Genomic DNA, 4,692 nt, shown 5'->3' with positions numbered 1-4,692 from the left:
GGCGTTGGAGAACGTACGGCGGCGCGCTCGCGGGACTACCTCGGAGTCGGCGGTCGGTTGGGCCGCTGCAGATGCGCCCGGATCGGACAAATTCTTCACTGCGTGCATCGGGACCTTGGGTTGCTGGATGTTCGTCATACCTACCTCGTTACTCACTAATTTCTCAGAGGGGGGTGCAGCAGGTCATATTGGCACAAGGGGGACCTTGGCCGCTGAAGGCTGCAGTAGCGCTTACGGTGCTGAAGCGGTCAAAGCTCATGATCCTCCAAGCTACAGGCATATCTGTTACATAATTGGTATCCATCCTCGAAGCCTGCCTGACAGTTGTGCAAATCAATAAGCTTCTATGTCCGAAAAACTGCTTGCCAACGTGGTTGATTAATGTCCCGACTGATTAAACCCGCAGATATCCCGGCAACACTTTGGCATGCTGAAACAACGTGCCTGCATCTTGCACCGACACTTCTCACTGCCTGGAAGCACTTGCTTCAACATGCTGGACTAGAAGAAAAGGCGTTACAGTCGGTGCCTGCGGGAATAACCGGTGGATTGAGCAAGGAAGCAACGGACGAGCATTTGGCATGGCGTTTCAGCGGTTCGTCGGCACGGGTCCAACTTAGCTTACTTGACCCTCGAGACGAACTTTCTGGGGTGACAGACGCGTTTGCGAAGGTTTTTTCGGGTGGGACCGTCCTAGTGGCTGATCTGCCTTGTGGCTCTGGCGCAGCTGTTCTGACGCTGCTGACGAGCATTGCTGAGTTACGGCGCCAAGACCGCATCCCACGCAACCCACTGTACGTCAAGGTTGTTGGCGGTGAGCTGTCTGATTCCGCTCGAGGCTATGCCAGCCTAGCCATAGATCACATCAAGGAGGTATTGGTTGATCAGGCGATATGGGTCTCTGCCGAGTTCCTGCCCTGGAATGCGTTGGATAAATTTTCTACCGCAGACCTGACTAATCGCCTGACCGTGCTTGGCCAAGAATGTTCAGCCCGCCTCATGGTGCTGGCCAATTTTTCCGGTTTTCTCCAGGGAGAGGGAAAATGGAAAGAGGCTCTACCGCAATTTGAAAGCCTGTTCGTACACGGCCGAGCTCACAATAGTTTTGTGCTCTGGATCGAGCCGCAAACGAACAAGGTAATTGGGCTAGGCGGCTTCTTCGCTCGAGCTCTCGGTTGGTTTAAAAAACTGTTTTCACCACATCAGACGAAGGAAGAGCAAGAGACTCTCGTGGTTGAGAACCTTGGGAAGAGTGTTGCTGGCGTTCAGCACCCATTGAAGGACCATCAATTCAAGGTTCATCTAGTAATTCAGCGCTTCGATTTACCTTTGAGTGGAGCTAAGGCATGAGGCCGCAGTTACTCGCACTGCGTGCGGCCAATCAGTACCGTACTCGCGACATCATGGCCTACCTTGGACTGCGCTATTACTTCGCCAATCAGTGTGCACGCAGGGATCGCTGGGCTGAGGAGGTGTCCCCACATCTCGTGATAAATCGAAGCAGCAGCGCCTATTTCCAGTCCCTGCACTTCAAGGATATTCGCGCGGACGGCCAAGTAGGCTACCGCGACATTTTTCTGCCCGGACCCAATGAGTCGTTCGCGGAAGCTGCATTACTCGCCGAATGCAGCCGGCATGCAGCATTTCGCGCCCCCGACTTCGTTTTCAGCTATCGTCTGGCAGAAGGCGAAGACACTCAAGGTGTTTACAAGCCTTACTTCACTGGCCTACAAGAGCGGCAACAACAAATCGCCGCGGTATGTAAAGCCGACGCTGGTCAGGTCGTACGCTACACCGACATCAAACGCTTTTACCCAAACATCTCCGGCGAGCTGGCAATCCGCGCTTGGATGAAGGCGTGCGACGTAGCTCAGATAGCCGCCCTATTTCGTGATTTAGGCACAAAGCTTTTAGCCCACCACGCACTGGTATGCCAGAACGCTGCTCATGGCAAAGGGCTACTGACCGGCCCTATGTTTAGTCATCTGATTGCCAACCTTGTGTTGCGCAATGTTGATGAAGCCATGTCCGCAGCCTTCCCAAATCGTTACTTCCGCTACGTGGATGACGTGGTGCTGGTGGGGTCAACAGTAGATGTTGCCGCAGGCCGCGCGCAATTGGCAGGAATGTTGAGCGAGTTAGGACTTGACTTGCATGACGCCGGAGCCGGAAAAGACTTCGAACTTGCTGCGCCGGATTGGCTGACAGGAGAGGCTGATTTCAGCGGCAACGACTCACAAGGCTGGATGTTCTTCGTCCGCGACCTTAAGCAGTTCCTCATTTCACAGGCTTCCTCTCGTGCCAATCTTGCCACCAAATTTTCTGAAGAGGGCTTCCGGATTCCGTTGCCAGATTATAGCGTTGAAGTCAGTGATGCGAGGTATCAAGATCGCTTCTTTGGTCAACTACGGCGTTATCCGTGGCTGCTTAGCAAGATATTCCGGCAGACTACGCCAAGTGCGCTTTTGCTCTCTGCGCGGAGTCTTCGTACGGAATTTACCGAGCGTTTGCTTCATTTCCTTGAGGCTGGCCAAAATTTAGAAGTTTACGCGCGCAAGAGAGTCATCTCCAAAATTCGCTATTTCGCAGGCCGACTCCTCTACCTTGCCAAAGCTGAAGATTTGCCTTTGATTGCAGAGCGACTGCGGCAATACCCAGAGCTCGTCATGCTTGCAGAAATACTCCATGCAGTCGGCTCGCGAGACATAACGCGCCTTCTGATAATGGGCAGCAATGCAGCCCAATCAGCTGCTCAGCCATTGAAAATTAGTCCCGGCGAAATCACTTGCCAAGTCCAATCCTGGGGGGTTGCCGAACGTCAAGGCTTGGCCATTTTGCGAGCAAATGGCATCAGTGTTGCTGGCCCGGCCGACGATGAACTCAATCGCTTCGCCTTGTGGGACGAGCGCGGGCACCAGTTGATGCAGTCAGGTAATCCCTTCATCCAGGAGGTGGCCTGCCTTCACGGGATTTCCAATCATCCCCGTCACCCCGCGATTCTTCAGACAGCACTAGATCGCGGTGAGGAGCTCGCCTTCGACGCGACGACGCCGATTGATACGTACTGAGCATTCATGGTCATTGCCAGAGTTCTGACTGATTTACTGAGAGGTCCCGGGTCCTGTAGTGGCAGGCTAGTAACGTCTTTGGTTGGAATGCCGCTGCAGGGTGTAAATGCCATATGCCCCATAGATCGGAAAGCTGCTTTTTGAAAATTCAAGTCGGCATCGCGAGTTCGACCAGTTTTTTGAGTGCTTGTCTTTGGATGTTAGCGCCCTATTAACCGGGTTCGGAACACGCGACGGTGCTACACGCCGTTACCGCGCCAATGTCCGGTAACGGCCGTCGCGGCCACTCAAGCCGCCGACTGCGAGTAAGGGGGCAGCAAACACACGCGGTCCGGCCCTTGCGCAGAGTCGGCGCTATGCGGTAGCAGTAGGCGGCAGCCAGATGTGCGGCAGCAACTGGTCAATGTCACGTGCCTTGTGGGTGGGCAGCCGCGTGAGCACGTCTTTCAGATACGCATAGGGATCGTGGCCATTGAGTTTGGCCGTCTGGATCAAGCTCGTGATCGCGGCCGCACGCTGGCCGGCCAGCAGCGTACCGGCGAAGAGCCAATTTTTTCTGCCAGTCGCCCAGATTCGCATTTGCTGCTCATCGTGATTGTTGTCTATGGGCAGCGCTGGATCGTCGAGGTAGCGCATCAACGCCGACCACCGCCTCAGGCTGTAGTCAATGGCCTTGGCGGTGGCGCCGCCGTCCACGACCTTGGTGCGCTGGGCGACGAGCCAGGCGTGCAATGCTTGCGTGATCGGCCGGGCACGTTGCTGGCGTACTTGCAGACGCTGTTCAGGCGCCATATCCTTGGCCTCGCGCTCGATGCCGTACAACTGACCGATGAACTCCACCGCCGTGGCAGCGATGGTGAAGCAGTCGTTAAGGCGCGGTGACGTTCACCGACTGGTGTTGGCGGTTGCTGCCGTTCAGGCACTGGACCGTGAATGACTCAGATCAGCCTGCAGCGGACACTTCAACTGGCCCCGTCGCTCAGCATCCGCTAGACGCAATTCAACGCGGCCCCTTGTGCCAATATGACCTGCTGCACCTCCCTCTGAGAAATTAGTGAGTAACGAGGTAGGTATGACGAACATCCAGCAACCCAAGGTCCCGATGCACGCAGTGAAGAATTCATCCGATCCAGGTGCATCGCAAGGAGCCCGCAGGGCGATTGAAGATGCCCCCGGATCGGCGCCGCCCGTGTCCCGCCAAGTAGCCGATTCCGAAGTGGTCCCGCGTGCCCGGCGCAGAACGTTCTCCAGCGCCGACAAGGCCGCATTCTGGACGCCGCCGACAACTGTACGAAGCCCGGCGAGATCGGTGCGCTGATGCGCCGAGAGGGCGTGTACTCGTCGTCGCTGAGCACCTGGCGCCGCCAGCGCGAAGTCGCCGATCTGGCCGCTTTGGCGCCCGTCAAACGTGGCCCCAAGGCTGATCCCCACCGCGCCGAAGCGCTGCACATCGCCCAGCTCACCCGCGAGCGCGACAACTTCAAGCTGCGCCTGGATAAGGGTAAGGGGCCAGCAAACACACGCGGTCCGGCCCTTGCGCAGAGTCGGCGCTATGCGGTAGCAGTAGGCGGCAACCAGATGTGCGGCAGCAGTTGGTCAATGTCACGTGCCTTGTGGGTGGGCA

At 56.5% G+C, this 4,692-nt stretch carries 2 protein-coding genes and 2 pseudogenes; 3 read left to right on the top strand and 1 reads right to left on the bottom strand.

Features of this window, described 5'->3' with window-relative positions:
- The first annotated feature begins 381 nt into the window (after positions 1-381).
- Positions 382-1,350: a hypothetical protein gene (locus GVL12_RS25440; RefSeq protein ID WP_159918347.1), complete on the top strand. Its 969-nt coding sequence runs from the start codon at positions 382-384 to the stop codon at positions 1,348-1,350.
- 53 nt (positions 1,351-1,403) lie between these two features.
- Positions 1,404-3,068: an RNA-directed DNA polymerase gene (locus tag GVL12_RS25435; protein WP_159918346.1), complete on the top strand. Its 1,665-nt coding sequence runs from the start codon at positions 1,404-1,406 to the stop codon at positions 3,066-3,068.
- Positions 3,069-3,422: 354 nt separating this feature from the next.
- On the opposite strand, the pseudogene GVL12_RS25430 reads toward GVL12_RS25435, so the two are convergent.
- Positions 3,423-3,923, bottom strand: a pseudogene (locus GVL12_RS25430) (transposase); the annotation flags it as partial.
- A gap of 462 nt (positions 3,924-4,385) precedes the next feature.
- Here GVL12_RS25430 and GVL12_RS26795 point away from each other — a divergent pair.
- A pseudogene (locus GVL12_RS26795) lies at positions 4,386-4,692 on the top strand (hypothetical protein); the annotation flags it as partial.

Source organism: Pantoea sp. 18069 (assembly GCF_902706035.1).
GTDB lineage: Bacteria > Pseudomonadota > Gammaproteobacteria > Burkholderiales > Burkholderiaceae_C > Comamonas.
This window is presented reverse-complemented; position numbering and strand designations above follow the sequence as displayed.